General features: G+C 73.4%; 20 protein-coding genes. 10 read left to right on the top strand and 10 right to left on the bottom strand.

Going from position 1 to position 22,207, the window contains the following annotated elements:
- The first annotated feature begins 52 nt into the window (after nt 1-52).
- On the top strand, nt 53-751 hold the full coding sequence (locus ACIBH1_RS12425; protein ID WP_397313939.1) for a TetR family transcriptional regulator: 699 nt from the start codon (nt 53-55) through the stop codon (nt 749-751).
- Nucleotides 752-767: 16 nt separating this feature from the next.
- Here the strand turns inward: ACIBH1_RS12425 and wrbA are convergent, their stop codons facing one another.
- Complete coding sequence (gene wrbA / locus ACIBH1_RS12420; protein WP_397313775.1) at nt 768-1,379, bottom strand: NAD(P)H:quinone oxidoreductase; 612 nt, start codon at nt 1,377-1,379, stop codon at nt 768-770.
- Nucleotides 1,380-1,534: 155 nt separating this feature from the next.
- On the opposite strand from wrbA, the gene ACIBH1_RS12415 reads away from it, so the two are divergent.
- Nucleotides 1,535-2,536 carry a sigma-70 family RNA polymerase sigma factor gene (locus ACIBH1_RS12415; RefSeq protein ID WP_397313774.1) on the top strand — a complete coding sequence of 334 codons (1,002 nt, stop codon included), beginning with the start codon at nt 1,535-1,537 and terminating at the stop codon, nt 2,534-2,536.
- A 34-nt stretch (nt 2,537-2,570) separates the two neighbouring features.
- On the top strand, nt 2,571-3,485 hold the full coding sequence (locus ACIBH1_RS12410) for an alpha/beta fold hydrolase (RefSeq protein WP_397313773.1): 915 nt from the start codon (nt 2,571-2,573) through the stop codon (nt 3,483-3,485).
- A gap of 12 nt (nt 3,486-3,497) precedes the next feature.
- Here ACIBH1_RS12410 and ACIBH1_RS12405 read toward each other — a convergent pair whose 3' ends face one another.
- Nucleotides 3,498-4,643, bottom strand: a complete 1,146-nt coding sequence (locus ACIBH1_RS12405; protein WP_397313772.1) for an Ig-like domain-containing protein — start codon at nt 4,641-4,643, stop codon at nt 3,498-3,500.
- Nucleotides 4,644-4,821: 178 nt separating this feature from the next.
- On the opposite strand from ACIBH1_RS12405, the gene ACIBH1_RS12400 reads away from it, so the two are divergent.
- The gene (locus tag ACIBH1_RS12400; protein ID WP_397313771.1) at nt 4,822-6,081 is read left to right on the top strand and encodes an acyltransferase family protein; all 1,260 of its coding nucleotides are present in this window, start codon (nt 4,822-4,824) and stop codon (nt 6,079-6,081) included.
- Here the strand turns inward: ACIBH1_RS12400 and ACIBH1_RS12395 are convergent.
- Complete coding sequence (locus ACIBH1_RS12395) at nt 6,056-8,263, bottom strand: ATP-dependent RecD-like DNA helicase (protein ID WP_397313770.1); 2,208 nt, start codon at nt 8,261-8,263, stop codon at nt 6,056-6,058. The two genes, ACIBH1_RS12400 and ACIBH1_RS12395, sit on opposite strands and share 26 nt — an antisense overlap.
- Before the next feature lie 78 nt (nt 8,264-8,341).
- Here ACIBH1_RS12395 and ACIBH1_RS12390 point away from each other — a divergent pair, with 78 nt between their 5' ends.
- A complete protein-coding gene (locus tag ACIBH1_RS12390) occupies nt 8,342-9,277 on the top strand; it encodes an alpha/beta hydrolase family esterase (RefSeq protein WP_397313769.1) in 936 nt (311 codons plus the stop codon).
- Nucleotides 9,278-9,279: 2 nt separating this feature from the next.
- Here the strand turns inward: ACIBH1_RS12390 and ACIBH1_RS12385 are convergent, their stop codons facing one another.
- Nucleotides 9,280-10,149, bottom strand: a complete 870-nt coding sequence (locus tag ACIBH1_RS12385; RefSeq protein WP_397313768.1) for a LysR family transcriptional regulator — start codon at nt 10,147-10,149, stop codon at nt 9,280-9,282.
- Nucleotides 10,150-10,219: 70 nt separating this feature from the next.
- Here ACIBH1_RS12385 and ACIBH1_RS12380 point away from each other — a divergent pair, with 70 nt between their 5' ends.
- On the top strand, nt 10,220-10,933 hold the full coding sequence (locus ACIBH1_RS12380) for a hypothetical protein (protein ID WP_397313767.1): 714 nt from the start codon (nt 10,220-10,222) through the stop codon (nt 10,931-10,933).
- Nucleotides 10,934-11,203: 270 nt separating this feature from the next.
- On the opposite strand, the gene ACIBH1_RS12375 is transcribed toward ACIBH1_RS12380, so the two are convergent.
- The 5 genes from ACIBH1_RS12375 to ACIBH1_RS12355 all read right to left on the bottom strand — a co-directional run bounded on the left by ACIBH1_RS12375 (nt 11,204) and on the right by ACIBH1_RS12355 (nt 15,219).
- Nucleotides 11,204-11,659 carry an SRPBCC family protein gene (locus tag ACIBH1_RS12375; protein WP_397313766.1) on the bottom strand — a complete coding sequence of 152 codons (456 nt, stop codon included), beginning with the start codon at nt 11,657-11,659 and terminating at the stop codon, nt 11,204-11,206.
- Between the two features lie 10 nt (nt 11,660-11,669).
- Nucleotides 11,670-12,752, bottom strand: coding sequence for a winged helix DNA-binding domain-containing protein (locus ACIBH1_RS12370; RefSeq protein WP_397313765.1), 1,083 nt, complete (start codon nt 12,750-12,752; stop codon nt 11,670-11,672).
- A gap of 85 nt (nt 12,753-12,837) precedes the next feature.
- Nucleotides 12,838-13,482: a response regulator gene (locus ACIBH1_RS12365; RefSeq protein ID WP_397313764.1), complete on the bottom strand. Its 645-nt coding sequence runs from the start codon at nt 13,480-13,482 to the stop codon at nt 12,838-12,840.
- The gene (locus tag ACIBH1_RS12360) at nt 13,473-14,606 is read right to left on the bottom strand and encodes a sensor histidine kinase (RefSeq protein WP_397313763.1); all 1,134 of its coding nucleotides are present in this window, start codon (nt 14,604-14,606) and stop codon (nt 13,473-13,475) included. Before ACIBH1_RS12360 ends, ACIBH1_RS12365 begins: the two co-directional genes overlap by 10 nt.
- The gene (locus tag ACIBH1_RS12355; protein WP_397313762.1) at nt 14,590-15,219 is read right to left on the bottom strand and encodes a DedA family protein; all 630 of its coding nucleotides are present in this window, start codon (nt 15,217-15,219) and stop codon (nt 14,590-14,592) included. Before ACIBH1_RS12355 ends, ACIBH1_RS12360 begins: the two co-directional genes overlap by 17 nt.
- A 182-nt stretch (nt 15,220-15,401) precedes the next feature.
- On the opposite strand from ACIBH1_RS12355, the gene ACIBH1_RS12350 reads away from it, so the two are divergent.
- The 4 genes from ACIBH1_RS12350 (at nt 15,402) to ACIBH1_RS12335 (ending at nt 20,948) form a co-directional block, all read left to right on the top strand.
- Nucleotides 15,402-15,869, top strand: a complete 468-nt coding sequence (locus ACIBH1_RS12350; protein WP_397313761.1) for a Clp protease N-terminal domain-containing protein — start codon at nt 15,402-15,404, stop codon at nt 15,867-15,869.
- A gap of 248 nt (nt 15,870-16,117) precedes the next feature.
- Entirely contained in the window at nt 16,118-18,061 is a 1,944-nt protein-coding gene (fusA, locus tag ACIBH1_RS12345) for an elongation factor G (protein WP_397313760.1), read from the top strand.
- 83 nt (nt 18,062-18,144) lie between these two features.
- Nucleotides 18,145-19,992: an FtsX-like permease family protein gene (locus ACIBH1_RS12340; protein WP_397313759.1), complete on the top strand. Its 1,848-nt coding sequence runs from the start codon at nt 18,145-18,147 to the stop codon at nt 19,990-19,992.
- A gap of 62 nt (nt 19,993-20,054) precedes the next feature.
- Nucleotides 20,055-20,948, top strand: a complete 894-nt coding sequence (locus tag ACIBH1_RS12335) for an LLM class flavin-dependent oxidoreductase (RefSeq protein ID WP_397313758.1) — start codon at nt 20,055-20,057, stop codon at nt 20,946-20,948.
- A 57-nt stretch (nt 20,949-21,005) separates the two neighbouring features.
- Here the strand turns inward: ACIBH1_RS12335 and ACIBH1_RS12330 are convergent, their stop codons facing one another.
- Complete coding sequence (locus ACIBH1_RS12330) at nt 21,006-22,160, bottom strand: FAD-dependent monooxygenase (protein ID WP_397313757.1); 1,155 nt, start codon at nt 22,158-22,160, stop codon at nt 21,006-21,008.
- Between the last annotated feature and the right edge of the window lie 47 nt (nt 22,161-22,207).

Genomic DNA, 22,207 nt, shown 5'->3' with positions numbered 1-22,207 from the left:
GACTGCCGGTAAGTACTCTAGCGACTGAACTGACCGTAGGTAAGTGAGATCGATGACCTCCCAGCGGATTCTGGAGGCGGCGCGCACCCTGTTCGCCGCCCGCGGCTACCGCGCCACGTCCATGCAGTCCATCGCCGACCAGGTCGGCATCACCAAGGCGGCCCTGTACTACCACTTCGACTCCAAGGAGGAGATCCTGCGGCGGCTGACGGTGCCGCTGCTGGACGAGCTGGAGGAGGTCCTGGCCGAGGCCGAGTCCGGGCAGGACGCCGAGCGGGTGCGGTGGCGGGCGATCGAGGGCTACGTCGATGTGCACCTGCGCCACCGTGACACGCTCACCATGCTGGTCAGGGACATGACACTGCTGGTGCAGGCGCCGATCGCCGACCGGTTCCGCACCGCGATCGCCCTGGCCAACGAGCTGGTGGCGGCGGGGGGCGGGCTGGAGGAGCGGGTGCGGGCCTGCCAGGTGGTGGCCGGGCTGGCCGATCCGGTGCTGCTGTTCCGTGACGAGCCGCCCGAGCGGCTGCGGGCTCTGATCCTGGACGGCGCCAGGGCGCTGCTGGAGGCGCCGCCCGTGCCTCGGGTGGCCGGGCTCCCCCGGGGGCGCAACGGCGGGCGGCCGGCGCGGCTGTCGCCCGAGCAGATCGCGCAGGCCAGGGCGCTGCACGACGGCGGGCTGGGGGTGGAGGAGGTGGCCGCCCGGTTCGAGGTGTCGAGGGCGACCATGTACCGCCATCTCAAAAACTAATGATACCGAGATTTGTTTATGAGACTGGACGGCCGGCCTTGAGCGCCGCGGCGATGCCGACGGCGCGCCCGGCCTGGTGGCGGGCCGCCGAGAGGATCACGTCGGTGGGCGGGCCGTCACCGGACACGTGGGAGGTGCCGTACGGGTTGCCCGAGACGAACTGGACGGGATCGGTGTAGCCGGGAGGCACGATGACGCCGCCCCAGTGGTAGAAGGTGTTGCCGAGCGCCAGCAGGGTGGACTCCTGCCCGCCGTGCGGGGTGTTGGAGGCGGTGAAGGCGGAGTACACCTTGCCCGCGAGCCTGCCCTGGAACCACAGCGGCCCGGTGGTCTCGATGAAGGCCCGCAGCTGGCTGGCCGGGTTGCCGAAGCGGGTGGGGGTGCCGAAGAGCACCACGTCGGCCCAGTCGAGGTCGTCGTGGCCGGCCACGGCGACCTCACGGGTGTCGTCCAGGTGGCGGCCCCAGGCGGGGTTGGCGGCGATCGCCTCCGGCGGGGCGCTCTCGGCGACCTTGCGCAGGCGCACCAGCGCGCCGGCCTTCTCCGCCCCCTCGGCGGCGGCCAGCGCCAGGGTGTGCACGGTGCCGGTGGCGCTGTAGTAGATGATCGCGGCGTTGACGGGTTCCATGGTCGCCGTGGTCCTTCCGGGTTCGGTGGTGTGGACGCTTGCGACCTCTACGACAAGACAGCCCGGCCCGATGTCAGGCGGCGGGCTCACATTCTCGGCGGCCGTTTTGTCGTAGAGGTGTCAGCGACCACGACGTCCGGGAGGCCGGGACAGCCATGCCCACGAACGATCCGAGCCTGAGCGCGATCATGAGCGAGCGGCGGCGGCTCATCAACCTGGCCTACCGGCTGCTCGGGTCGTTGTCGGAGGCCGAGGACGTCGTCCAGGAGACCTACGTCCGCTGGTACGCCCTGTCGCGGCCGCAGCAGGAGGCCGTGGAGTCGGTCGGCGGCTGGATGACGACCGTCGCCAGCCGCATCTGCCTGAACCTGCTGGCCTCGGCCCGCTCCCGGCGTGAGCGCTACGTGGGCCAGTGGATCCCCGAACCTCTGCCGGAACCCGGCGAACGGCCCGTCGCCGACCCGGCCGACCAGGTCACCCTCGACGAGTCGGTCAACATGGCCTTCCTCGTCGTGCTCGAGGCGATGACCCCGGCCGAGCGGGTGGCGTTCGTCCTGCACGACGTCTTCCGCTACAGCTTCGCCGAGGTGGCCGAGATCGTCGGCCGGACCCCGGCCGCCTGCCGCCAGCTGGCCTCCTCGGCCCGCCGCCGCGTCCGCGACGCACGCCCGGCCGCACCCGCCGGTGTCGACGCTGGCGTCCACTGGGGCGTCCACCGGGGCGTCCACCAGGGCGTCCCCAGGGGCGTCCACGCGGCCGTCGACCAGGCGGGCCTCGTCGCGGCCTTCAAGCGGGCCTGGCAGGCCAAGGACATCGCCGCCCTCATCGCCATCCTCGACCCCGCCGTCACGGCGACCGGCGACGGCGGCGGCCTGGTCAGCGCCGTGCCCGGCCCGGTCGAGGGGCGCGAGCGGGTGGCGCGGCTGCTGATCGACCTGGCCGCCGCGGCGCCGGGCCTGACGATGCGGGAGCACGCCGTCAACGGCCGGCCCGGCCTGGTCGCCCAGCACGGCGGCACGACGGTGGCCGTGTACGCCTTCGACGTGGCGGGTGAGCGGATCAGGCACATCTGGGTGGTGCGCAACCCCGACAAGCTGCGGCCGTGGACGGCCGGCGCGAGGAGTGCTGTCACAATCGCGGGGCCCGGCCCGTCCTGACGAGGTGACACTTTCCTCACCCCTAAGGATGATCATGAGGCGTTGGGTGCGATGGGCGGCGGTCGTGGTCGCGGCGCTGGTGGCCGTGGCGTTGTTCGGCGCGTACGGCTGGCAGCCGGCCGCCGTGCAGGGGTACCGCTCGCCGTACGAAAGCAGCTACCTCGACACCTCGCTGGCGCGCTTCCACTACAGCAAGACCGGCAGCGGCTCGCCGGTGGTGCTGGTGGCGGGCGGCGCGCAGTGGCTCTACTCCTACCGCGACACGATCCCGGCGCTGGCCCGCGAGCACACCGTGTACGCCGTCGACCTTCCCGGGCAGGGCTACACCACGGTGAAGGGGGACTTCGCCTACGACATCCCCTCGATGGCGCGCGCCCTCGGCACGTTCCTGGACGCGGCGCGGCTGCCGTCGGTCTCCCTGGTCGGGCACTCCTGGGGCGGCGCCTGGTCGCTCTACTACGCCGAGCACAACCCCGGCCGCGTCGACCGGCTGGCCCTGCTCGACTCCCCCGGCCTGGACAAGCCGCTGGCCTCGCAGACGCGGCTGTTCTCCGTCCCGGTCGTCGGCGAGCTCGCGGTCAAGCTGATGGGCCGCTCCGACTTCGAGAAGAGCCTGCGCAGCGCCTTCGCCCGCCAGGAGCGCGTCACCGCCGAGGTCGTGGACGAGACCTGGCACTGGCTGTCTCGCCCCGACAAGCGCGAGGCGTTCGTGCGGCTCGCCCGCACCCAGGACTACACCGCCACCGACGCCGGTCTGGCCCGGCTGCGCGCCCGCGTCCTGGTGATCTGGGGCGAGCAGGACCAGTGGCTGCCCGCCTCCTACGCCCGCGACTACGGCCGGCGCATCCCCGGCGCCACGGTGCACGTCGTGCCAGGAGCGGGGCACAACGTGCACGAGGACGCCCCGCAGCAGGTCAACACGCTGCTGGCGGGCTTCTTCGCCAGCTAGCTGTAATGACCGCTAGTCGAGGGCGCTGCCCTTCTTCCACTCCTTGAACGACAGCTGCCAGAATCCCCAGCCGTTGTTCCACTCCAGCTTGCGGTTGGTGCCCTTGATGTCGACGACGTCGCCGCGCTGGTTGTTGGAGTAGAACCACTTGGCCTGGTCCGGGCGGGCGTTGACGCAGCCGTGGCTGACGTTGCGCACGCCCTGGGCCCACACGTTGTCCTTGGCGTGCACGTACTCGCCGCTGTTGGAGATGCGCACGGCGTGGTTGATGAGCACCTTGTAGTAGCCGGGGTCGCCCTTCTTGCGGCCGGGCGACTCCATCCAGACCGGGTTGACCGCCTCCATGGTCAGGTGGACGCCGGAGGTGGTGGTGTATTCGCGGGTGGTGGCGTTGCCGGCCGAGACCTTCATCGTCTGGACGAGCTTGCCGTCCTCGCGGACGTACATGACCTTCTTGCGGACGTCGAGGGTGGAGATGCGCTTGGCGCCGATCTCGATGGTCTTGGTCATGTCCGCGGTGCCGTACAGGCCCTTGCCGCCGCGCACGCCGGTGATGGCGGCGGTGAAGGTGACCGTCTGGTGGGCGGGCCAGTACTTGGCGGTGCGGTAGATGACCTGGTCGTCGGCGACCCAGCGCCAGGCGCCGTCGGCGGGCTTTTCGGCCTCGACCTGCAGGGCCTGCTCGACGGCCTTCTTGTCGGTGACGGCGGTGTTGAAGCGCACGATGATCGGCGCCCCCACGCCGACCTTCTCGCCCTTGACCGCCGGGGTCACGTCGATCACGGTCAGCGACCGGGCCGGCTTGGCGGTGGTGAACGTCGCCTGCTGCGTGGTGGGGCCGGCGGTGGCGGCCACGGTGTAGCTGGTGGACGGCTTGAGCGGCGTCTTGGAGACCCACTTGGTGCGGTCGGTGTTGAAGGCGCCTTCGAGGCTCTGGCCGTCGGCCTGGACGCTCACGTCGTCGAGCGGGCCGCCGGTGGCGGCGACGACAACCTTTTTCTCGGGGTTGACGTTGGCTTTACCTTCGGCGGGGCTGATTTTGATGACGGGGCCCTGCGGGGTGGGGGTCGAGGTTGCGGCCTGGCCCGCGGCTCCGGGACCGTTCCCGGTGGCCGCGTTGGTGCCTGAGCACGCCGCTGTCGCTGCCGCGAGCAGCATCAGAGCGACGCCTTTCCGCCAACCGTGCGCAAACTTCACTGCCACCCTCTCCCCCAGGCATGCCATGTGCATGCCAAACCTTAATGCTCCTATTTGTGTGACGCTGCAAGCTTCTGGAGAGTTCAGTCACATTTCGATCACCCGCCGCAGTCAGGGCAAGGTCAATTACGATGACCGGATGCTGACTGCCGCTCCCCCTTCGGCCCCGGCCCGCACCAGCCGGCTGGCGTGGCTCGACGCGCTGCGCGGGATGGCGGCGCTGGTGGTGGTCTTCGAGCACGCCATCGACCCGCTGCTGGGCGAGGTGCCCAAGGACCGCTTCGCGTTCGGCACCTTCGGGGTGATGGTGTTCTTCCTGGTGAGCGGCTACATCGTGCCGGCGTCGCTGGAGCGGCGCGGCAGCGTGCGCGGGTTCTGGATCTCGCGGGGGATGCGGCTGTACCCGCTGTGGGCGGTGTGCGTGGCCGGCAGCGTGCTGCTGGGGGCGCTGGGCTGGGTGGGCGTGCACGAGTGGTGGGGCCAGCGGCCGGTGGCGCTGGCGGTGGGCCACGTGACGATGCTGCAGGACCTGCTGAACCGGGCCAACCTGGTCAACGTGCTGTGGACGCTGTCGTTCGAGATGGTGTTCTACCTGCTGGTGACGGCGCTGTTCACGCTCGGGCTGCAGGGGCGCAGCGTGACGTGGGCGCTGGCGCTGGGCGGGGCGGCGCTGGCGGGCGCGGCGGCGGGGCTGCCGTGGGCGGCGTTGTCGGCGGGCGGTTCCGGCCGGATGCTGGTGACGACGCTGGCGGTGGTGGGCGTGCTGGGTGCGGGCCTGGCCGCGGTGCTGGCCGGAGGGGCGAGGGTACGGCAGGCGGGGGCGCTGGTGCTGATCGGGGCGCTGGTGGTGGTGCTGGGGGTCAACCAGGAGTATCCCTACCCGCACACGGGGCTGCTGATCTTGGCGACGATGTTCGCGGGCACGGCGTTGTGGCGCGCGGAGTCGGGGCAGATCCCGTGGCGGCGGGCGGCGTGGACGCTGCTGGTGCCGGTCGCGGGCGTGACGCTGGCGCTCGGGTGGGGGCTGATGCCGCCGGGGCGGGAGCGGATGGCCGAGGCGCTGGCGGTGGCCGCGGCGTGGGTGACGTTCGCGGCGGCGATGGGGCTGCGCCGGCGCGTGGTGCCGGCCTGGACGGCGTGGCTGGGCGTGGTGTCGTACTCGCTGTACCTGCTGCACCCGCTGCTGCTGCAGGCCTCGCGCCAGGTGGTGGCCGAGGACGGGCCGCTGGCCGTACGGCTGGCGGTGCTGGCGGCGGTGGTGGCGGCGCTGCTGGGGTTGAGCGCGCTGACGTGGCGGTGGGTGGAGGCGCCCGCGCAACGCCTGGGCCGGCGATGGGTGAGCCGGCAGGTGAGCCGGGAGGGCGAGCGGGAGGTCAGCCGGGCGACAGGCGGTGGGTGAGGCCGGTGTGGCGGCGGCCGGCGCCGCGGGTGCGGATCGCCTGGCCCAGGGCGCGGCGTGAGCCGACGATGACGACGAGCTTCTTGGCCCGGGTGATGGCGGTGTAGAGCAGGTTGCGCTGCAGCATCATCCACGCGCTGGTGGCCAGCGGCACCACGACGGCCGGATACTCGCTGCCCTGGGAGCGGTGGATGGAGACGGCGTAGGCGTGGGTGAGCTCGTCGAGCTCGTCGAAGGAGTAGTCGACGTTCTCGTCCTCGTCGGTCAGGACGGTCAGCTTCGACTCCTCCGGGCGGATGTCGACCACGACGCCGACGGTGCCGTTGAAGACTCCCGCCGCGCCCTTGTCGTAGTTGTTGCGCAGCTGGGTGACCTTGTCGCCGATGCGGTAGACGCGGCCGCCGTAGCGGCGTTCGGGCTGGTTGTCGCGGGCGGGGGTCAGGGCCTCCTGCAGGGCCAGGTTGAGCGCGCCCGCCCCGGCGGCGCCGCGGTGCATGGGCGCCAGGACCTGCACGTCGCGGCGCGGGTCGAGGCCGAACTTGCGCGGGATGCGGCGGGCGACGACGTCGACGGTGAGGGCGGCGATGTCCTCGGGTTCGTCGCACGGGAAGAGGAAGAAGTCGGTCATGCCCTCCAGGACGGGGTGACGGCCGTCGTTGACGCGGTGGGCGTTGGTGACCACGCCCGACTGCGCGGCCTGGCGGAAGACCTGCGTGAGCCGCACGCGGGGGATGTCGGGCGCGGCGAGCAGGTCCTTGAGGACCTCGCCCGCGCCGACCGAGGGCAGCTGGTCGACGTCGCCGACGAACAACAGGTGCGCGCCGGGCGGCACGGCCTTGACGAGCTTGTTGGCCAGCAGCAGGTCGAGCATGGACGCCTCGTCGACGACGATCAGGTCGGCCTGCAGCGGGTTGTCGCGGTCGAAGGTGGCGCCGCCGCCGGGGCGCAGCTGCAGCAGGCGGTGGACGGTGGTCGCCTCGTGGCCGGTCAGCTCCGACAGGCGCTTGGCCGCGCGGCCGGTGGGGGCGGCCAGGATGACTTTGGCCTTGCGGGCGCGGGCCATGAGCACGATGGAGCGCACGGTGAAGGACTTGCCGCAGCCGGGGCCGCCGGTCAGGACGGCGAGCTTCTCGGTGAGTGCCAGCCGTACGGCCTGGCGCTGCTCGGGGGCCAGGTCGGCGCCGGTCTGGCCGTGCAGCCACTGTTCGGCCCTGGCCCAGTCGACGTCGTGGAAGGCCTTGAGCCGGTCGTGGCGGTTGTGCAGCAGGGCCAGCAGGGTGGAGGCCAGGCTCTGCTCGGCGCGGTGGAAGGGCACCAGGTAGATGGCGGGGACGTTGCCGTCGCCGGCCGGGACGCTCTCGCGCACGACCTCCTCGGCGGTGACCGACTCCTCCAGGCAGGCGGAGACCAGGTCGGCGGGCACGTCGAGGATCTTGACGGCGTCGGCGACGAGGTTGGGGGCCGGCAGGTAGCAGTGGCCGTCGTCGGCGGCCTGCGACAGCGTGTAGCGCAGGCCCGCCTTGACGCGCTCGGGGCTGTCGTGGGGGATGCCGACGGCCTGGGCGATGGTGTCGGCGGTCTTGAAGCCGATGCCCCACACGTCGTCGGCGAGACGGTACGGCTGGCCCTTGACGATGGTGATGGAGGCCTCGCCGTACTGCTTGAAGATGCGCACGGCGATGGAGGTGGAGACGCCGACACCCTGCAGGAAGATCATCACCTCTTTGATGATCTTCTGTTCGTCCCACGCTTTGGCGATCATCTTGGTGCGTTTGGGGCCCAGGCCGGGCACCTCGACCAGCTTCTCGGGGGTCTTCTCGATGACGTCGAGGGTGTCGGTGCCGAAGTGGGCGACGATGCGCTCGGCCATCTTGGGGCCGATGCCCTTGATCAGGCCGGAGCCGAGATACCGCTGGATGCCCTGGATGGTGGCGGGCAGCACCGTCTGGTAGGCCCACACCTCGAACTGCCGGCCGTACTTGGGGTGCGAGCCCCAGCGGCCCTCCAGCCGCAGCGACTCGCCCACCTGCGCGCCCAGCAGCGGACCCACCACGGTGAGCAGGTCGGCGCCCGACCGCTCGGTGGCCACGCGGGCGATGGTGTAGCCCGTCTCCTCGCTCTGGAAGGTGATGCGTTCCAGGATCGCGTTGAGCTGGACGGGACGCGGACGCTCGGGCTGCACGCGCTCCAGGATAGGGCGAGCGGCGCGATCTTCGCCGGGACGGTGCACACTGCAAGCAGACGATGGGGAGGTCGGGACGTGCGGTACGGCATGCTGCTGGGTCCGGTCGTGGCGCTGGTGATGCTGAGCGGATGCACCGCGAGCGAGGTGACAGCACAGCCGAAAGAGCAGCCGTCTGCTGTGGTCATGCCCCAGAGTTCCCCTGGCGGGTGCGACGGCGGGCAGGGGCTGAAGGCCGGGCGGCACACGATCCAGCACGACGGCGTCAAGCGCACCTTCCTGCTGGCCCTGCCCCGTCACGACGGCCCCCGTCCGGTGATCCTCAACCTGCACGGCCTGGGCAGCAACGCCCAGCAGCAGAACGGCTATAGCCGCCTGGCCGCCGAAGCCACCGCCCGCGGCTACATCGTCGCCACCCCCGACGCCGCGCCCGACCGGCTCGGCTGGGGGCTGCCCGGACTGTTCGGCCCCGACGACAGCGGCTTCCTCGGCGCGGTGCTGGACCTGCTGGAGCGCCGGTTGTGCGTCGACGGGCGGCGGGAGTTCGCCGCGGGCATGTCCATGGGCGCCGGCATGTCGATGGGGCTGATCTGCGGGCTGGACGGGCGGCTGGCGGGGGTGGCGCCGGTGGCGGGCGTCAACATCATCCCGCCGTGCGCGACGGCGCGGCCGACGACCATCGTGGCCTTCCACGGCACCGACGACACGATCGTGCCGTTCAAGGGCGGCCATCCGTTCTCGGAGCGGACCGGGCGGCTGCGCGAGCTCGGCAAGATGATCAACCTGCGGCCGGTGAACGACACCGTCGCGGACTGGGCCAAGGCCATGGGCTGCCGCAAGGCGGGTTCGGGGTGGTCGGGCTGCCGGGGCGGGGTGAGCGTGAAGCTGTTCACGCTGCGCGGAGCCGGGCACACCTGGCCCGGCGCCCAGGCGGTGCCGCGCCTGGGCGTCACCGCCGACCTGGCGGCCAACACGCTGCTGCTGGACGCCTTCGACGCCTCCCCGGCGCGCTGATCTCAGCCGAAGGCGGACGACAGGTGCCGGGCGAGCGTGGCGGCCGGGCCGGGCGGCAGGTGGCCGTGCAGGAGCTCGACGCGGTGGACCAGGCGCGGTCCCGCCAGAGGTACGGCACGCGGCAGGTGCGGGGCCAGGTGGGCGGGCAGGACGGCCAGGCCGTGGCCGGCGGCGATGAGGGTGAGCAGCGTCCGCGTGTCGCAGCCGCTGTAGTGCAGGCCGGTGCGGAAGCCCTCCAAACCTGAGGCGGCACGCAGGCGGGTGAGCGGGCCGCAGATCTGCGGGGCGTCGATCCACAGCGCGTCGATGAGGCCGGCCAGGTCGAGGGCCGAGCGTCCGGCCAGGGGGTGGGCGGCGGGCAGGGCGATGACCAGGGGGTGCTCGGCGACACCCTGGGCGTGCAGGGGCGCGGTGGCGGGGGCGGGGAGCGGGTCGGTGGGAGCGGCGATGCCGTCGACGAGGGCCAGATCGGCCTCGGCGGAGGCGACCAGGCGGGCGGCGTGGTCGGCGTCGGTGACGTGCACACTGATCGCGACACCGCGGGGCACGAGGGCCTGAGAGGCGGTGGGCTGGGGTAGCGCGAGCGGCGTCAGGGCCAGCCGGACCGGCCCGTGCGGCCGGGTGGCGCGGGTGACGTCGGCGCGAGCCGCCTGCACCCGCAACAGCAGCGGCCCGGCGTGCTCCAGCAGCCGCTCCCCCGCCGCGGTCGGCGCGACAGGCCTGCGGGTCAGCAGCACCACGCCCAGATCGTGCTCCAGCGCGGCGATCTGCTGGGAGACGGCCGACTGCGTGTAGCCCAGCTCCTCGGCCGCAGCGGAGAAGGAGCTGAGACGGGCGACCGTCACGAAGGTGCGCAGCAGGTGCGTCTCCATCAGTGCTCCTAATGGGCGGATGGCGAATCATCGTTGGAGTTGATCGGGCAGGTGTGGCCAGGATAGAGGCATGACACAGCCCCGCATCGCCCTGGTGGGCGACCGCTCCCCCGCCGTGCGCGCCCACGTCCGCATCCCCGTCCTGCTGGAAGCCCTGCGCGAGCAGGAAGGGCTGACGCTGGACGCGTACTGGATCCCCACCGACGCCGTCGGCGACCTGTCCGGCTTCGACGGGGTGTGGATCGTGCCCGGCAGCCCGTACCGCAGCGAGCAGGGCGCCGTGCAGGCCGCGCGGACCGCGCGCGAGCTCGGCATCCCGCTGCTGGGCACGTGCGGCGGCTTCCAGCACGCGGTGCTGGAGTTCGCCAGGAACGTGTGCGGGCTGCGCGTGGACCACGCCGAGAACACGCCGGAGGGCGACGACGGGCTGCTGATCCGGCCGCTGGCGTGCTCGCTGGTCGGTCACGAGGCCCCCGTACGGCTGGCGCCGGGCTCGCGGCTGGCGCGGCTGATGGGCGGGGAGCGGACGCTGGAGCGCTACCACTGCGCGTTCGGGCTCAACGCCGACTACCTGCCGGTGCTGCAGGAGCACGGGCTGCTGTTCGTCGGGCACGACGACGAGGGCGAGGTGCGGGCGGCGGAGCTGCCGGGGCATGCGTTCTACGTGCTGACGTTGTTCCAGCCCGAGCTGGCCGGTGACGGCCACCGGGCGCACCCGCTGATCGCCGCTTTCGCCGCCGCGGCCACCGAACGCCACAACGCCGGCGCCGCCCTGCCGGCCTGAGCCACCGCGCTGCTGACCTGAGCTGCCGCCGCGCTGGCATGAGCCGCCGCGCCCGAGCCCGCTCCACCGAGCCCGCTCCACCGAGCCCGACTTCAGACCTGCCGTCCCAGACCCACCCGAGCGCCGCTGCCTCAGCCGCCCGACCGAGGCGCCCAAGGCCAGCCGCCAAGGCCACGCCGCCAAGGCCAGGCAGGCGAGGCCAGGCAGGCGAGGCCAGGCGCCCGACCAGGGATCAGGACGCGAGGCGGGCCAGGCGGGCGACCGGGGGGCTCAGGAGGCCAGGCGGGCGAGCTTGCGCAACGAGTGCACGGCCAGGGCGCGCATGACGGGCTTGGCCAGGGAGAAGGCCGCCCGGCCCGCTCTGCCGTACGGCAGGTGCAGGCGTTCGGCCCAGATGATGCGCGAGCCTCCGCCCGGCAGGGCCAGCACGCGGATGACGCCGATGCCGCGCACGACGCGCCCGGTGTGCTCCATGACGATCAGCTCGGGCGGCCGCCACGTGGTGATGGTCATCGGGTCGGAGAACCCGACGGGCCCCAGGCCGGTGAAGGCCTCGATGGTCGAGCCCACCCCGCGCCCGGCCCCGGTCAACGCCTGCGCGGAGGTGAGGAACATCCACTCGGCGTGACGCGGCCAGTCGACGAGCACGTCGAAGACCCGCTCGGCGCCGGCGTCGGTCTCGACGGCGGCGGCCACCACCGCGCTGTTGGTCACCTGCTCCTCCATGAGGCAACCATCATGCCAGGCCGCGGATCTCGTGGGCGGCCTTGGGCTCGGCGAAGGCCAGCAGGGCGCGGGCCTCGGCGGCGATCTCGTCCACGACGGCAGGCGGCTGGGTGTCGTCGAGTTCGACGGTGAGCACGCCCTTGTCGCGTTTCCACGTGCCGGCGACGAACCCGTCGACCAGGACGGTGCCCAGCACCTGCCCGTTGATGGTGATGACGCGCTGGCGCTGGGCGTCGGTGATGACGCGGGTGCGGTCGGCATGGCTGAGCAGCAGGTTGTCGAAGGGCGCCAGCAGCCGCACCGGTGCAGGCACGTCGTCGCCCGGCCGGGGCGCGTCGGGCAGGTCGAACAGCTCGGTGCCGGAGGGTGCGGTCAGGGTGATGAGCTGCGGGCGCAGCCGTTCGAAGATCTCGCGCAGTCCTTTCAGCCCGGACCAGGCCTGCATGTCGGCCACGCTCGCCGGGCCGAAGGCGGCCAGGTAGCGGCGCACGAGCTGTTCGGGCGTGGGGTCGGCGTGCAGGGGGCGGCCGATCCAGTGCTGCGCGGTGGCGTAGCGGGTCTGGCCGGCCTTGCCCCACACGGCGCGCGGCGGCACCTGCACCAGCGCGGCGAGGCTGCGCATGATCTGGGCCAGATCGGCGGCCTTGGCGGCGGGGAAACGTTCGGCCAGGGCGGCGCCCAGGGCGGCGGCGGTCACGGGGGCGGTGGCGAGCATTTCCTCGCCCGCGGCCAGGACCTCTTCGTGGGTCACGCCGGCCAGGCGGGTGGCGTAGGCGGACTGCAGGTAGCGGGTGAGCAGCGGCTGCATGAGCGGGCGCAGGAACAGGCAGTCGTCGGCGCTGACGAGGTGGACGGTGCCGCGCATGAGGACGATGCGGACCGCCTGGCGCTGGAGCAGCAGTTGCGACAGGTGGTCGGGGTCGAAGCCGGACAGGCGGCACCACAGGCCGAAGTAGGGCGGGAAGGGGGCCTGGGCCTGCAGGCCGACGAGGTGTTCGATGGCCTGCAGGGCGGGCATGGGGTGACGGCGCAGCAGCAGCTGACGCTCGAGGGTGGCGCGGTTGAGCGCGCGCAGGCCGATGGCGGAGGTCACGCTGCCACCTTAGGAGGCGGCACCGACAGGAACGGCACCCACAGCGGCACCACAGCGGCGCACGCCCCGGCGCACGCAGCGGCGGTCACGACTCCAGGAAGCGCAGCACCGCCAGGACGCGGCGGCTGTAGCCGCTGGTGTGGGCCAGGCCGAGCTTGTCGAAGACGGCGTTGACGTGCTTTTCCACGGCGCTCTGCGACACCGTGAGCGCCTCGGCGATGGCGGCGTTGGTCAGGCCTTGCGCCATGTGCTCCAGCACCTGCCGTTCGCGGGGCGTCAGGCGCGAGAGGGGATCGGTCTGGGTGGTGCGCGACAGCAGCTGCCGTACCACCTCGGGGTCGAAGGCGGCGCCGCCGGCGCCGACGCGTTCCAGCGCGTCGAGGAAGTCGGAGACCTGGGCGACGCGGTCCTTGAGCACGTAGCCGACGCCGGACACGTCGGAGCTCATGAGCTCGGCGGCGTAGCGTTTCTCGACGTACTGCGACAACATCAGGACCTTGACCCCGGGCCAGCGCGAGCGGATCTGCAGGGCGGCGCGCAGGCCCTCGTCGGTGTGGCCGGGGGGCATGCGCACGTCGGCGACGACGATGTCGGGCTGTTCGGAGTCGACGGCGGCCAGGAGCTGCTCGCCGTCGCCGACGGCGGCCAGGACCTGGTGGCCCTCCTCCGACAGCAGGCGGACCAGGCCTTCGCGCAGGAGCGTGGAGTCTTCGGCGAGGATCACGCGCATGGCAGCACCGCGGTGATGGTGGTGGGCCCGCCGGCGGGGCTGGACAGGTGGAAGGCGCCGTCGAGGGCGGCCACGCGTCCGGCCAGGCCGGAAAGGCCGGTGCCTGAGGGGTCGGCGCCGCCCCGGCCGTCGTCGCGGATGGTCACGTGCACGCTGGCGGTCCCGTTCTGCGAAGGGGTGGTGACGTCGATGGTGAGGTGGGTGGCGCCGGCGTGTTTGACGGCGTTGGTGATGGCTTCGCTGGCGACGAAGTACGCGGCCGCCTCGACGGCGCGGGGCGGGCGGGCGTCGAGGGTGTCGAGGGTGTCGAGGGCGCCGAGGTCGCAGCGGACGGTGACCGGCAGCGGGGTGCGTTCGGCCATGCCCTGCAGCGCGTCGGCCAGGCCGAGGCTGTCCAGGCCGCTGGGGTAGATGCGCCAGGCGACCTCGCGCAGCTCGGCCAGGGCCTGCTGGGCCTGCTCGTGGGCCTGGGCGAGCAGGGCGGGGTCGGAGGAGGGGCGGCGGCTGCGCCCGATGAGCATGGCCAGGGCGACCAGGTGCTGCTGCAGGCCGTCGTGCAGGTCGCGTTCGATGCGGCGGCGTTCGGAGTCGACGGCGGCCAGCATGGCGGCGCGGGTGTGGGCCAGCTCGGCGATGCGGCGTTGCAGCGCCTCGGTCGAGGAGGGTCCCAGGCGGCGGCGGGCCAGCTCGGTGTCGAGGGCGTGCACGCCGACGAGGCCGCAGACGTTGAGGAAGAGCAGGACGAACCCGCCGACGGCGACGTAGGCGGCCAGGCCGGGGCTGAAGCGCATGCCGTCGATGGCCTCGCCGCGGCCCCAGGCCCAGGTGAGCTGGGCGGCGGTGGCCAGGCCGACGAGCAGCAGGGCCAGCACGATCGCGCCCAGCAGGCCGACCGGCCAGCGCATGGCCAGGTAGCGGCGGACCTGCTCGCGCACCTGGCCGGCGGAGCCGGTGCCGAGGTCGTCGTCCAGGCGCAGGCGGCGCAGGTGCCAGCCGGCCAGCGCGCCCGCGGGCCCGGCGAGGGCCCGGGGGCGGAGCAGGCCGGCCAGCACCAGCAGCAGGTCGAGGGGGGTGGTCAGGGCGCCCAGAGCGACGGAGGCCAGCAGCCTAGTCGCGGCGGGCATGCTCGCCCTTGCTGCGCTCGGACAGGCGCACGCCGACGAAGACCAGGATGGCCAGGACGACCAGGCCGATGATGACGTTGGTGGCGATGCCCACGTAGCCCTCGACGAGGGCCCAGTTCTCGCCCAGCAGGTAGCCGGCCATGACGAAGGCGGTGTTCCACAGGGCGCTGCCGGCGGTGGTCAACAGGATGAAGCGGGGCAACGGCATGCGTTCCAGCCCGGCCGGGATGGAGATCATGCTGCGGAAAATGGGGATCATACGGCCGAAGAAGACGGCCTTGCCGCCGTGGCGGTTGAAGAAGGCCTCGCTGCGTTCGATGTCGGAGGGTTTGATCAGGGGCAGCTTGTCGGCGATGCGCAGCATGCGCTCGCGGCCCAGCGCGGCGCCGATGCCGTACAGGGCCAGCGCGCCGACCAGCGAGCCGAGCGTCGTCCACACCAGGGCCTCGACGAGGCTCATGCCGCCGCGCCCGGCGGTGAAGCCCGCCAAGGGCAGGATCACCTCGCTGGGCAGGGGCGGGAAGAGGTTCTCCAGCGCGATCGCGAGTCCGGCCCCGGGCGCGCCGAGGCTCTCCATCAGTCCGGTCGCCCAGTCGGCGATTGAATTGCTCATGTGATGACGTTAGAAATTCCGTGATCCAGGGGTAATGGGGCGTACTTCCGTCTTCATCCTGAGGAAAACCGCAGTGCGGTCCTCCCCTGCCCCATGACGGGCGAGGATCACCCACATCGTACGTAACGCTTGACGTCAACTAAAGTTGACGAGCGTGGAGTCCGTCATCTACGGTTGACGACATGAGCGCGATCGGGATCTACGTGCGGGCGATGCTGGCCAAGGCCGAGAGCGAGGCGCGCGCCGAGTCCGCGCCCACCATCGAGGCCCAGCACCTGCTCCTGGCCATGACGGCGCTTCCCGGCGGGGCGGCCGCCGAGGTGCTGGCCGGCTTCGAACTGGACCACGACCGGCTGCGCGAGGCGCTGGACCGCGAGTTCGAGCTGAGCCTGGCCGCGGCCGGGATCGCCCTGGGCGGCCTGCACGTGCCCAGACCCGCCGCCCCGCGCCGCCCCGCCCTGGGCGCCACGGCGCGTACGGCCCTGCATCGCGGCTTCTCCGCGCGCGCCGGCCGCCGGGGAACGCCGGTGCACGTGCTGCTGGGCATCGTGCGCGCCGAGACCGGCGTGGTGCCGCGGGCGCTGCGCCTGGCCGGGATCGACCGCGCCGCCCTGCTGGCCTCCACGCTGCACGCCCTGGACGCCCGCTAAATTCGCTTTCCCGGCCGGGGCGGGTGTGGTTATGCTCGCCCCCTGATCATCCGTGGCCGAGCGGGAGGGAGAACGCCGTGCCGTACCTGAGCATCGTCCGCGTTTCCCGTCATCGCCACGAGGTGATCCTGATCTCTCCGGCAGCCCGGTAGCGGCTGCGCGGCCGACACCGGCTCGGCCCCCGTTTCGAGGGGGCCGTCAATCGCGCTGTCCTGTCCAGATCCTTTTCGAGAGGACCTGTCACAGCCATGCGTGCTGTCCAACATGTACGAAATATCGGCATCCTCGCCCACGTCGACGCCGGCAAGACCACCGTCACCGAACGCGTGCTGTACCTGACCGGCGCCACTCACCGGCGCGGCGAGGTGCACGACGGCACCACCGTCACCGACTTCGACGCCCAGGAACGCGAACGCGGCATCACCATCTTCGCCGCCGCGGTCAGCTGCACCTGGCGCGACCTGCGCGTCAACCTCATCGACACCCCCGGCCACGTCGACTTCTCCGACGAGGTCGAGCGCAGCCTGCGCGTCCTGGACGGCGCGGTGGCGGTGTTCGACGCCGTGGCCGGCGTCGAACCGCAGAGCGAGGCGGTGTGGCGGCGGGCCGACCGGCACGGCGTGCCCCGCATCGCGTTCGTCAACAAGATGGACCGCGCCGGCGCCGACCTGGACGCCGCCCTCGCCTCGATCCGCGAACGCCTGCACCCGGCTCCCCTGCCGGTGCAGTTCCCGATCGGGCGCGAGGACGGCTTCACCGGCGTCGTCGACCTGCTGACGATGCGGGCGCTGCGCTGGGACGATGCGGGCGTCCTGGACGACGGCCCGGTGCCGCCGGAGCTGGTCGCCGAGGCCGTACGGCGCCGCGCGGCGCTGGAGGAGGCGGTGGCCGGGCTGCACGAGCAGGCGCTGGAGGAGTTCTACGCCGCCGGCGCGCTGTCGGCGGCCACACTGCGCACGGCGCTGCGCGAGCTGACCCTGTCCGGGACGGCCGTGGTGGTGCTGTGCGGTTCGGCCTACCGCAACCGCGGCATCGAGCCGTTGCTCGACGCCGTGGCGGACTTCCTGCCCGCCCCCGAGGGCGATGCGGGGCGGCCGCTGTCGGCACTGGTGTTCAAGCTGGCCGGACGCCTGGCGTTCGTGCGCGTCTACACCGGCACGCTGCGCAGGGGCGAGACGGTGCTGGACGCCGGCACCGGCCGGCGCGAACGCATCGGCCGGATCCTGCGCGTGCAGGCCGACCGGCACACCGAGGCCGAGCAGGCCGAGGCCGGCGACATCGTCGCGGTCGCGGGGCTGCGCGGCGTGCGGGTGGGCACGACGTTGTGCGCGCCCGAGGCGCCGATCCTGCTCGAACCGCCGCAGGCGGCCCAGCCGCTGGTGTCGGTGGCGGTGGAGTCCAGGCGGGCGGGCGAGTCGGAACGGCTGGCCACGGCGCTGGCCCGGCTGGTGGAGCAGGATCCGTCGCTGGCCGTGCGCACCGACGCCGAGACCGGGCAGCGGCTGCTGTCGGGCCTGGGCGAGCTGCACCTGCAGGTCGCGGTGGAGACGATGCGCCGCGCCGGGCTGGAGCTGGCGGTCGGGCGGCCCCAGGTCGCCTACCGCGAGAGGCCGGCCTCCGGCGTCAGCGGGCTGGTGGTGCGGCACGTCAAGCAGGACGGCGGCGCGGGCCAGTTCGCCCACGTGGTGCTGGACGTCGAACCGGCCGAGGAGGACTTCGTGTTCGCCTCGACGGTCACTGGCGGCCGGGTGCCGCGCGAGTTCGTGCGCGCGGTGGAGGCCGGCTGCCGCGACGCGCTGGGCGCGGGCCCGCTGGGCGGCCACCCGGTGCAGGGCCTGCGGGTGACGCTCACCGACGGCGCCACCCACGTCAAGGACAGCTCCGAGCTGGCTTTCCGTACGGCGGGGCGGCTGGGCCTGCGTCAGGCGCTCGAACAGTGCCGCATGGTGCTGCTGGAGCCGGTGGCGGAGGTGACGGTGGCGGTGCCCGAGGAGTGGGCGGGCGGCGTGCTGGGTGACCTGGCGGCGCGGCGCGGCCGCATCCTGGGCACCACGAGCCGTCCCGGCGCGGTCGTGGTGAGCGCGCTGGTGCCGCTGGCGGAGGTGTTCGGGTACGCCACCCGGTTGCGCAGCCGCAGCCAGGGCCGGGGCACCTTCACCACCAGGCCCGCCGGTTACGCCCCGGCCGGATGAGGGGCGCGGGGGCCAGGGAGTCACTCTCCGGCCCCCGCGATGGCTAACGGTTAGCTTATGGGGCTAACGGTTAGGTAGGGCTCGTGAATGCCGACGGATTACCCGCGCTCGGGCGGGTGCTGCTGCTGGGCCGCCTGGCCGTACGGGATCTGCGCCGCAGGCCCGCCGAGGCGGCGCTGCTGCTGGTGGCGATGGGAACCGCCACCGCCACGCTGACCATCGCCCTGGTGCTGCAGGGCGTGACCGCCCAGCCGTACGCGGCCACCCGGCGGGCCACGGCGGGACCGGACGTGGTGGCCAGCGTGGCGCAGCCGCGCTCCCCCGCGCTCGAGGCGCTGCTGAAGGATCCCGCGGTCACCGCCCGCGGCGGGCCCTTCCCGTACACGCAGACGAGGCTGACGGCGGGCGGCACCACGGTCCCCGCGTGGGTCCACGGCCGCGACACGCCCGAGGCGCAGGTCGAGCGGCCCCTGGTGACGCAGGGCGGCTGGGCGCGGCCGGGCGGCGCGGTGCTGGAGTCCGGCTTCGCGCAGGCGCTGGGCGTGCGCGTCGGCGGGCAGGTCACGCTGGCCGGGCGCGCCTTCACCGTCAGCGGCATCGCGCTCAGCGCCTCCGTCGACCCCTACCCCAAGACGTGTTTCGCGCCGTGCCGCTACGGCGAGGCCCTGGAGCAGGCCCGGCTGGGGCCGCCGTCCGCCGACGAGGCCGAGCCGGCGTTCGCGCCGCTGCCGGGCATGGGCGGGCTGGTGTGGCTGACCGAGGACGACCTGTGGCGGGTCGCCGGAAGCCGGGAGGCGGTCGGGCAGGTGGCACACCTGCGGCTGGCCGACCCGTCGGCCGCCCTCGCGCTGGCCGCGGCGCACGTGGGAGTGGGCGCCTCGGAGCTGTCGGTGGTGACCTCGCAGGACATCCTGTACGGCCATGCCAGGGTCGCCGAGTGGAAGCAGAACGCCATGTTCGTGGCCGGATGGCTGCTCGGCATGATCGCGCTGGCGAGCATCGCGGTGCTGGCGGGAGGCAGGATGGCCGACCAGATGCGCCGGGTGGGGCTGCTCAAGGCCGTCGGCGGCACCCCGGGGCTGGTGGCGGCGGTGCTGCTGGCCGAGCATCTGGCGATCGGGCTGGCGGCCGCGGCGGCGGGGCTCGTGGCCGGGCGGCTGGCCGCGCCGCTGCTGGTGGATCCGGGTCCCGGCCTGGTGGCGGGCCCCGCGCAGTTGTCGGTGAGCCCGCTGACGGCCGCCGTGGTGGTGGGCGCGGCGCTGGTGATGGCGGCGCTGGCCACGCTGGTGCCCGCCGTGCGGGCCGCGCGCACCAGCACCGTGCGCGCGCTGGCCGACGCCCCGCCGCCGCCGCGCCGCTCCTCGCGGCTGATCGCGCTGTCGGCGCGGCTGCCGGTGCCGCTGCTGCTGGGGCTGCGGCTGGCCGCGCGCCGGCCGCGCCGCGCGCTGCTGGGCATGGCGGCGGTCGCGGTCACGGTGGGCGGGATCGTGGCGGTGTTGTCGACGCAGGCGCACCGGCTGGCCGAGAAGGCGCCGGGCGACGATCCGCGCATCGTGCTCAACCAGGTGCTGGGCGTGGTGGTCGTGCTGCTGGTCGTGCAGGCGGCGGTCAACGCGGTGTGCATCGTGTGGGCGACCGCGCTGGACGTGCGGGCCTCGGCGGCGCTGGCCCGCGCGCTGGGAGCCGGTCCCGGGCAGGTGAGCGCCGCCCTTGCCGCGGCGCAGGTGCTGCCGGCGCTGGCGGGGGCGCTGCTGGGGGCGGGGATGGGGATCGGGCTGGCCGAGGCGCTCGACGACGACCCGGTCAGCGTGCCGCCGTGGTGGCAGCTGGCGCTGGTGGTGGCCGGGTGCGTGGTGGCGCTGGCCGCGCTGACGGCGCTGCCGGCCCGGATGGGCGCGCGCCGCCCGGTGGGGCAGGTCCTCGGCACCTGAGGTTGCGGTTCGTGCCACGAACTAATATGGTTCGTGGCACGAACTTCTATTGTGGGGTTGACATGACGATCACCTTCGGCGCCGGCGTGTCCTCCGCGGTCGCGCTCGCCCAGCAGACCCTTGAGCTGACCGCGCAGGCCGACCGCGACGGGCTCGACCTGTTCTCCGTCTCCGACCACCCCTACGTCGCCTCGCGGCTGGACGCCTACGCGCTGGTCGCCATGGCGCTGGGCCGTACCGGCAGGATCGCGGGGCTGGTCAACGTCACCAATCTGCCGCTGCGGCCCGCGCCGATGCTGGCACGCACCGTCACCTCGCTGACGGCGCTCAGCCAGGGCCGGCTGGTGCTGGGCATGGGCGCGGGCGGCGCCTGGGACGAGATCGTGCGCCTGGGCGTGCCCCGCCTGGAACCGGCCGCGGCGGTGCGCGCCTTCGAGGAGGGCATCCGCCTGGTCCGCCTGCTGTCCGGCGGGGGCGGCCCGGTCACCTTCGACGGCGAGTTCTACCGGGTCGACGGGCTGCGACCGGCCGCCGCGCCCGCCGCGCCGGTGTGGACCGGCTCCAACGGGCCGCGCTCGCTGGCCGCCACCGGCCGCGTCGCCGACGGCTGGATCCCCGGGCACGCCGCCGACTGGCTCAGCGAGCGCTACCGCACCTCGCGCCCGATCATCGACCGCGCCGCCCAGGAGGCCGGGCGTGAGCCGGGCCAGGTCCGCACCGTCTACAACCTGCCCGGCGTGATAACGCCCCGGCCGCTGGCCGCCACCCGCGACCACGACGGCCGCTGGATCGGCGGCTCGGCCGAGCAGTGGATCGAGGAGCTCACCGGCGCGGTGCTGGAGCACGGCGCCTCGGGGTTCATCTACTTCGCCCCGGACGAGGCGGCGGCCAAGGACACCGTCGCGGCCTGGGCCCGCGAGGTGGTGCCGGGGGTACGGCATGCCGTCGGGTCGTGAGCGGGGGGGGCGGCGCGGTGGGCAGGGCGGGGGCAGGGCGGGGCCGGGCGAGCTCCGTCATGTGGGGATCTGCCACATGGTGGCCAGTCGCCGGGTGGCCAGGCGGCGCGGCACCGCGCGCAGCAGGGTGTCGCGCGCCCACGCCATGACACCGGTGCGGGACATGAGCCACCCCTGGCGCGAGGAGGCCTCCATCATGCGGCTGGTGGGCGGGCGCCGCTCGGCGTCGTAGCGCAGCAGCCGCCCCGCCACCTCGCCCGCCTCGGCGCCGGCCAGGTGCCGGGTCAGGGCGGCGGCGTCCTCGAAAGCCTGGCTGGCGCCCTGCCCCAGGTCGGGAGTCATGGCGTGGGCGGCATCGCCCAGCAGCGCGATCCGCCCGACGGCGAACGTCGGCAGCGGCACGGCCAGGCGGGCGATCGCGTCCACGTACACGTCGGAGGGCGCGGTGGCGGCGATGATCGCCGGAACGGCCGGGTGCCAGTCGGCCATCAGCGCCAGCATCTGCTCACGCGCCTGCTCGGGGGCGGGAGGCGGGCCGCTCAGCGCGCAGTCGGTGAACCAGTAGACCTCGCGCCCGCCGAGCGGGAACAGGCCGAACATCGCTCCGGTGCGCCGGTCGACCAGGATGTTGGTCATCAGGCCGTCCGCCTCCAGGCCGGGCGGCAGGCGTGTCGTGCCGCGCAGGTCCAGCCGCCCGGCCCGCCTGAGACCGGGATGCGCGGGGAACAGGCGGGCGCGCAGCACGCTGCCGATGCCGTCGGCCACCACGACCGCGTCGGCGAGGGCGACGTCCCGGCCGCCGCTGACCAGCCGCACGATGCCGGGATCGTCATGGAGGTCGTCGATGGCGGTGGCGGTGCGCAGCAGGTCGGGTGGCAGCGGGGCGCGCAGGGCCCGGTGCAGGTCGGTCCTGCTCACCGTGACGGCCGCGCCCACCTGCCGCTGGGCCGCGCTCAGGTCGGTGACCAGCAGCGGGCGGCCACGCCAGTCGCGCAGCCCGCCGTGGCCAGTGGCCGTCGGCAACGATCGCAGGTGGCCGGCCAGGCCCAGCTCGTCGAGCGCGCGGACGCCGGTGGGCAGGACCACGATCGCGGTGCCCGCCTCACGCAGCTCGGGGGCACGCTCGAACAGGGTCACCTCGTGGCCGTGCCGGTGCAGTCCCACCGCGGCCGCCACGCCGCCGAGCCCGGCGCCCACCACTGCGACGCGCATGGTCACCACCTCCATTCACTACGCTGGTACTAGTACGCTTACTGCTA

This window comes from Nonomuraea sp. NPDC050663, from assembly GCF_044456985.1.
Lineage (GTDB): Bacteria > Actinomycetota > Actinomycetes > Streptosporangiales > Streptosporangiaceae > Nonomuraea.
Note: the sequence above shows the minus strand (reverse complement) of the source record. Positions and strands in the feature narration are given on the sequence as shown.

Coding starts and splice junctions, on each gene's coding strand:
- ACIBH1_RS12425 (WP_397313939.1), top strand. CDS start 53: ATGACCTCCCAGCGGATTCTGGAGGCGGCGCGCACCCTGTTCGCCGCC.
- wrbA (WP_397313775.1), bottom strand. CDS start 1,379: ATGGAACCCGTCAACGCCGCGATCATCTACTACAGCGCCACCGGCACC.
- ACIBH1_RS12415 (WP_397313774.1), top strand. CDS start 1,535: ATGCCCACGAACGATCCGAGCCTGAGCGCGATCATGAGCGAGCGGCGG.
- ACIBH1_RS12410 (WP_397313773.1), top strand. CDS start 2,571: ATGAGGCGTTGGGTGCGATGGGCGGCGGTCGTGGTCGCGGCGCTGGTG.
- ACIBH1_RS12405 (WP_397313772.1), bottom strand. CDS start 4,643: ATGCTGCTCGCGGCAGCGACAGCGGCGTGCTCAGGCACCAACGCGGCC.
- ACIBH1_RS12400 (WP_397313771.1), top strand. CDS start 4,822: ATGCTGACTGCCGCTCCCCCTTCGGCCCCGGCCCGCACCAGCCGGCTG.
- ACIBH1_RS12385 (WP_397313768.1), bottom strand. CDS start 10,149: ATGGAGACGCACCTGCTGCGCACCTTCGTGACGGTCGCCCGTCTCAGC.
- ACIBH1_RS12380 (WP_397313767.1), top strand. CDS start 10,220: ATGACACAGCCCCGCATCGCCCTGGTGGGCGACCGCTCCCCCGCCGTG.
- ACIBH1_RS12375 (WP_397313766.1), bottom strand. CDS start 11,659: ATGGAGGAGCAGGTGACCAACAGCGCGGTGGTGGCCGCCGCCGTCGAG.
- ACIBH1_RS12365 (WP_397313764.1), bottom strand. CDS start 13,482: ATGCGCGTGATCCTCGCCGAAGACTCCACGCTCCTGCGCGAAGGCCTG.
- ACIBH1_RS12360 (WP_397313763.1), bottom strand. CDS start 14,606: ATGCCCGCCGCGACTAGGCTGCTGGCCTCCGTCGCTCTGGGCGCCCTG.
- ACIBH1_RS12355 (WP_397313762.1), bottom strand. CDS start 15,219: ATGAGCAATTCAATCGCCGACTGGGCGACCGGACTGATGGAGAGCCTC.
- ACIBH1_RS12350 (WP_397313761.1), top strand. CDS start 15,402: ATGAGCGCGATCGGGATCTACGTGCGGGCGATGCTGGCCAAGGCCGAG.
- fusA (WP_397313760.1), top strand. CDS start 16,118: ATGCGTGCTGTCCAACATGTACGAAATATCGGCATCCTCGCCCACGTC.
- ACIBH1_RS12335 (WP_397313758.1), top strand. CDS start 20,055: ATGACGATCACCTTCGGCGCCGGCGTGTCCTCCGCGGTCGCGCTCGCC.
- ACIBH1_RS12330 (WP_397313757.1), bottom strand. CDS start 22,160: ATGCGCGTCGCAGTGGTGGGCGCCGGGCTCGGCGGCGTGGCGGCCGCG.